Genomic DNA, 5,796 nt, shown 5'->3' with positions numbered 1-5,796 from the left:
CCCGCCACGATAACGAGCCGGCGGGCCCCTGCCCGTTAGCCCCAGAATCTTTCCGCAGGACAGAAGGAGGCCCCGCCGCACGTAGTGCGCAGCGGGGCCTCCGACATGTCCGAGGACGATTCTGGGGCTAACGGGCAGGGGCCCGCCGAACCATGTTAGGCAGCCGGGCAGATCTTCTTGAAGAGCTCGATGACGTCGTCGAGCGTCGCCTCGCGCGGGTTACCCGGGAAGCAGGCGTCGGCCATGGCGTCCTTGGCCAGGACCTCGATCTCGTCGGCCTTCATGGCCTCGCAGACATGCGGGATGTTCACGTCGGCGGAGAGCTGCTTGACGGCGGCGATGGCGGCGTCGGCAGCCTCGTCGGTGCTCATACCCGTGGTGTCAACGCCCATGGCGACGGCAACCTTGGCCAGGCGCTCGGCGCAAACCGGCTTGTTGAACTCCATGGCGATCGGCAGCAGCATGGCGCAAGCGACGCCGTGCGGGGTATCGTAGTGAGCGGACAGGGTGTGGGCCATGGCGTGATCGATGCCCAGGCCAACGTTGGAGAAGCCCATGCCGGCGACATACTGGCCAAGAGCCATGCCCTCGCGGCCGGAGCCGGGCTTGCCGGACTTGGCCTCGGCGACAGAGTCGCGCAGGTTCTCGCTGATCAGCTTAATGGCCTCAAAGTGGAACATGTCGGAGAGCTCCCAAGCGCCCTTGGTGGTGTAGCCCTCGATGGCGTGGGTTAGAGCGTCCATGCCAGTGGAAGCGGTAAGGCCGGCGGGCATGGAAGCCATCATGTCGGGGTCGACGACGGCGACCTCGGGGGCGTCGTTGGTGTCGACGCACACGAACTTGCGGACCTTCTCGGGGTCGGTGATGACGTAGTTGATGGTCACCTCGGCAGCGGTACCGGCGGTCGTCGGCACAGCGATGGTAAACACGGCGTGGTTCTTAGTGGGAGCAACGCCCTCGAGGCTGCGGACATCGGCGAACTCGGGGTTGTTGATGATGATGCCGATGGCCTTGGCGGTGTCCATGGAAGAGCCGCCACCGATGGTCACGATAGCGTCAGCCTCGGCGGCCTTGAAGGCCTCGACGCCGTCCTTGACGTTCTGGATGGTGGGGTTGGGCTTGATCTCGGAGTAGAGGCTCCAAGCGATGCCGGCGGCGTCGAGCTCGTCGGTCACCTTAGAGGTAACGCCAAACTTGACCAGGTCGGGATCAGAGCAGACGAAGATCTTCTTGTAGCCGCGACGCTGGAGCTCGCCGGGGATCTCCTTGATGGCGCCGGAACCATGATAAGAGATGGTATTGAGAACGAAACGATTAGCCATTGATAGCCTCCTATCGTGTGCGGGGCACCCATTACGCCCCGCGCTATGAGTCCCATCCTAACGCTTTTGAAACAAAAAACACGCGAGAACATCAAAAGTGTTAAAGCGTTTCAACATATGATGAAAAATAATGCGGCGAAGGGACAGCCCCTTTGCCGCATTCGGTTACTTTCGGCAGCCCTCTTTCCAAGCCTCGGCCGCAACCTTCCAGCGTAAGCGCAAGTCGCGCTCGCGGTCGATGAACATGATGGCAAACGCGACAAACAGCAGCAAGCTCGCCACGACGATGGCGTGCAGGCCCATGCGCTCAATGCACCAGTTGCCCAACACGGCGCCAAACACAAAGGTAAAGATCACGCCAAAGTACAGCAGGCCGTTTTCCAAAAAGCCGCGCCTGTGGGTGATGATGTAATCATCCACGTTTTGTAGCGCGTTGCGCAAGTTGCCGATGCACATGGTCGTAGCGATGCCGTGACCGTGGATCTTGCGGAAGCTCTCTACCTGCATACCGCAGGCAAACGAAGTGAGGCAGTTGGCGAGCAGGTTGTAACCGCCGCCCGGGATAAAGCTCACGCCCAGCAAGATAACGGCTTCAAAAAACACCGTCACCTGGCGCCAGTGAATCACACTGCCAAACCGCTCGTGAACTAGGTCGGCAAGCATAATGCCCACAGCAAACGAAACCACAGGGAAGAAGTAACGCCCCGCAAGTGCCCAATTGCCCTCCGAGATGCTCACGCCCACCAGCAGTATGTTGCCCGTCTGCGCGTTAGCGAAAACATGATCGCGCCCAATGTACGAATAAACGTCCATAAAGCCACCGGCGAGCGCCAAGATGATGCCCAGCTCAATAGACTCCGATATCTGTTTGGCACGCTGCATCGTCGTGCATCCTCCTTGTTGACGACTCTCTCGTGCGTTGGCGGAAACATAGCCGCCGTTCATACTGTAACCCATTGACAACATGGCATGCGCGCGAGACGGGCTCCCCAACGCGCAGATACACAGTCTGGAAACAAACGGCACCCGCATCGATACGCCGATCCGCCAGCCCATGTACTCCACCAGTCTTTTTAGCCCCGTCCCAAAAAGACTGGTTACAATTACGTGCAGCATACAAACACCGGGAGGGATCGTGGCAAAAAAGCCTCAGCACGCTCAGAACAACCAGCGCAGTCAGCAGGGCAAACAGGGCCAGCAGCAAAAGCGCGGCGGTAAGGCGCAGGCCACGGTCGCCCGCACCAAGCATTCCCAAGCGACGCCCGCCCGCCCCTGGCGTCCGGGCCGCGATAAGTTCCTCCCCGTCAGTCGCGCCGACATGGATGCGCGCGGCTGGGACCAGTGCGACTTTGTCTACATCTGCGGTGACGCCTACGTGGACCATCCGAGCTTTGGCATGGCTATCATCAGCCGCGTCCTTGACGCGCACGGCTACAAGGTGGGTATCATCTGCCAGCCCGACTGGACCGACCCCGCCAGCATCACGGTGCTCGGCGAGCCTCGCCTGGGCTTTCTCGTCAGTGCCGGCAACATGGACTCCATGGTCAACCACTATTCGGTGACCAAGCACCGCCGCCACTCCGACGCCTACACCCCCGGCGGCGAGGAGGGGCGCCGTCCCAACCGAGCCGTCACGGTCTATGGCAACCTCATCCGCCAGACGTTCAAGGACGCTCCCATCATCATCGGCGGCATCGAGGCAAGCCTGCGCCGCCTGGCCCACTACGACTACTGGCAGGACAAGCTCAAGCGCTCGGTACTGCTCGACTCGGGCGCCGACATCCTCATCTACGGCATGGGCGAGCACGCGATTGTCGAGATCGCCGACGCGCTCGACGCGGGACTGCCCGTCGACCAGATCACCTATATCAACGGCACCGTCTACCGCACGGGTTCGCTCGACGAGGTCTACGACTACGACCTGCTGCCCAGCTGGGACGACCTTGCCGCCGACAAGCTCAACTACGCGCGCAGCTTTAACGTGCAGCAGCAGAATATGGACCCCATCACCGGTCATCGCCTGGTAGAACCCTATCCCAACAGCGTCTATGTGGTGCAGAACCCGCCATCGGCAACACTCACCACCGACGAGATGGACGAGGTCGCCGAGCTCCCTTACGCCCGCGATTGGCATCCCGACTACGACGCGGCGGGCGGCGTACCGGCCTTTGCCGAGATCAAGTTTTCGATCAGCTCCAACCGCGGGTGCTTTGGCGAGTGCTCGTTTTGCGCGCTCACCTTCCACCAGGGCCGCGTGCTGCAGATGCGCAGCCACGATTCGATCATGCGCGAGGCCGAGCTGCTCACGTGCGATCCCGAGTTTAAGGGCTACATCAACGACGTGGGCGGACCGACGGCTAACTTTAGCCGCCCTGCCTGCGACAAACAGCTCAAGCATGGCGTGTGCAAGAACAAGCGCTGCCTGTGGCCGAGTGTGTGCAAGAACATGGTGGTCGACGAGAGCGGCTACACACAGTTGCTGCGCGATCTGCGCCAGCTGCCGGGCGTCAAGAAGGTCTTCGTCCGCAGCGGCATCCGCTTTGACTACACCATGGCCGACGCCTCGGACGAGTTTTTGCGCGAGCTGCTGGAGCACCATGTCTCGGGCCAGCTGCGCGTAGCGCCCGAGCATGTGAGCGACGCGGTGCTCTCCGTGATGGGCAAACCGAGCCGCGCCGTCTACGACGCGTTCTGCCGTAAATTTGAACGCCTGAACCGCGAATACGGACTCAAGCAGTACGTGGTGCCGTATCTGATCTCGAGCCACCCCGGCTCGACCATGAAGGAAGCTGTGGACCTTGCCGAGGCCGTGCGCGACATGGGCTACATGCCCGAGCAGGTGCAGGACTTCTACCCCACCCCGTCCACCATGTCGACCTGCATGTACTACACCGGCGTGGACCCACGCACCATGCAGCCGATCTACGTGGCACGCGACCCGCACGAGAAGGCCATGCAACGCGCGCTCATCCAGTATCGCAAGCCCGAGAACTACAAGCTGGTGCGCGAGGCGCTGGAAAAAGCCGGGCGTCGTGACCTGATCGGCTACACCAAACACTGTCTAATCCGCCCCGTGCCGCCGCGCCCGGGTGAGACGTCTGCTGGCGGTGGGCATGGCACCGGTAAGAAGGGCGGCAAGGCCCACGGTGGTGCTGGCAGCAAGGGGCCCAAGGGCAGCAAGGGGCACGGCGGCATGTCGCGCGCGCAAAACACTGCCGGGCGCAACCGTGCAGCTCAGGGGCGTCAGGGTGCCAACGGAGGCGGACGCCGCAACTAGGGCAGCGGTGCTGTCGCTATGCCCGTCTCGCATGCGTGGCGCAGTGAGCGCATCGTCTCCACGAGGATTATGCCGGCTATGGTGACCGTGATTATCACGTCGAGCGGTGTGTTCACAAACCAGAGCAACGTCATGAGATACGACCCGGCATTAAAGGCAAAGTGCAGCAGGATCGTGTAGCGGAGCTTCCCGGTCGTCACGAGCACCCAGCCAAAAATGAGGCCGGCAGCGCCCGCATAGCAGCCCTGCACCCAGTTCATGTGCATAAAACCGAAGATCGCCGCCTGCAGCACGACCGCCGCGGCGATACCCCACGTGCTCGGGGCCGCCCAGGGCACCATGGCGCCGTCCTGCGCACCCGCACGACGCCGGCGCTTCCAAAGTGGGCGGCACTGCGGATTAAACGCTCGGAGCGAAAACTCAAAAATGATGCCGCGCACCAGCAACTCCTCGCAAAACGGAGCGCCGAGCACCGTGGTCAGGACGGCCAGGTAGCTCGTGTCGCCCATGCCCGTCTCCTCGACAAGTTCACTGTAATCGGTCGCGACCTCGGGCAACAGCGACAGCACGGCGTCGGTCACGTAGCCAACGACCACCTGCAGGGCAAGGCCAATCACGATAACGCAGACGATGCGCTTCCACGCCCCGCGCGCTCCCCCGCCGAGCGGATGCGCGCTTTGCCGGCGTGCCATAAACGAACGCGGCCACAGATAACGCCACCACAGCAGCGCCATTAAAAACGATGCCATCTGCGCGGCAGCCTGAAGCAATTGAATATCGAGGTCGTCAATCGAAAAGCCCATGAACACCGATGCGACGCCCAGAGCGGAGAACAAAACCACACTCAGGGCGATATCGGCAGCGACGACGCCAAAACAGGCAAGCGCCCAAATCATCGCATTGAGCATGCCAACCTCCTCCCGACAGCTAGTCATTTAAGAACGTCCATTACAGTCGAAATTGTCAGCCCGGGCCCGTCTCGGGCTACGATTGAGGCGCGCCCAGAACGGGCCGCCGACCGGGCGCCCGCGCACGGCCGAACGTCCCTGCCCCCGAGAGGGCCCGTTGGGTGCTGCCGGCGCGGGACGCGCCGCCCCCGACGGCTGATAGGAAAGTGCCGGGCAGGCGCCGCGGCTGGTAATGTGAGTGCCGAGGGGGAGGCCATCCGGTCGAACGACTACCGGAAGGATACCACCG

General features: G+C 62.3%; 4 protein-coding genes. 1 reads left to right on the top strand and 3 read right to left on the bottom strand.

From position 1 onward, the window contains the following. Window positions 1-155 precede the first annotated feature (155 nt). Both fucO and DW024_RS06460 read right to left on the bottom strand, forming a co-directional pair. Complete coding sequence (gene fucO / locus DW024_RS06465; RefSeq protein WP_118377271.1) at window positions 156-1,322, bottom strand: lactaldehyde reductase; 1,167 nt, start codon at window positions 1,320-1,322, stop codon at window positions 156-158. A gap of 165 nt (window positions 1,323-1,487) precedes the next feature. Beyond that, the gene (locus tag DW024_RS06460) at window positions 1,488-2,204 is read right to left on the bottom strand and encodes a YoaK family protein (RefSeq protein ID WP_118377270.1); all 717 of its coding nucleotides are present in this window, start codon (window positions 2,202-2,204) and stop codon (window positions 1,488-1,490) included. Between the two features lie 253 nt (window positions 2,205-2,457). On the opposite strand from DW024_RS06460, the gene DW024_RS06455 reads away from it, so the two are divergent. After that, complete coding sequence (locus tag DW024_RS06455) at window positions 2,458-4,599, top strand: YgiQ family radical SAM protein (RefSeq protein ID WP_233541350.1); 2,142 nt, start codon at window positions 2,458-2,460, stop codon at window positions 4,597-4,599. Here the strand turns inward: DW024_RS06455 and DW024_RS06450 are convergent. Then, on the bottom strand, window positions 4,596-5,507 hold the full coding sequence (locus tag DW024_RS06450; protein ID WP_158572173.1) for a CPBP family intramembrane glutamic endopeptidase: 912 nt from the start codon (window positions 5,505-5,507) through the stop codon (window positions 4,596-4,598). The two genes, DW024_RS06455 and DW024_RS06450, sit on opposite strands and share 4 nt — an antisense overlap. Window positions 5,508-5,796: the final 289 nt, after the last annotated feature.

The sequence above is a fragment of the Collinsella sp. AF37-9 genome, from assembly GCF_003475115.1.
Classification (GTDB): Bacteria; Actinomycetota; Coriobacteriia; order Coriobacteriales; family Coriobacteriaceae; genus Collinsella.
This window is presented reverse-complemented; position numbering and strand designations above follow the sequence as displayed.

Excerpts from the sequence above, each read along its gene's own strand:
- fucO (WP_118377271.1), bottom strand. The coding sequence starts at position 1,322 with ATGGCTAATCGTTTCGTTCTCAATACCATCTCTTATCATGGTTCCGGC.
- DW024_RS06460 (WP_118377270.1), bottom strand. The coding sequence starts at position 2,204 with ATGCAGCGTGCCAAACAGATATCGGAGTCTATTGAGCTGGGCATCATC.
- DW024_RS06450 (WP_158572173.1), bottom strand. The coding sequence starts at position 5,507 with ATGCTCAATGCGATGATTTGGGCGCTTGCCTGTTTTGGCGTCGTCGCT.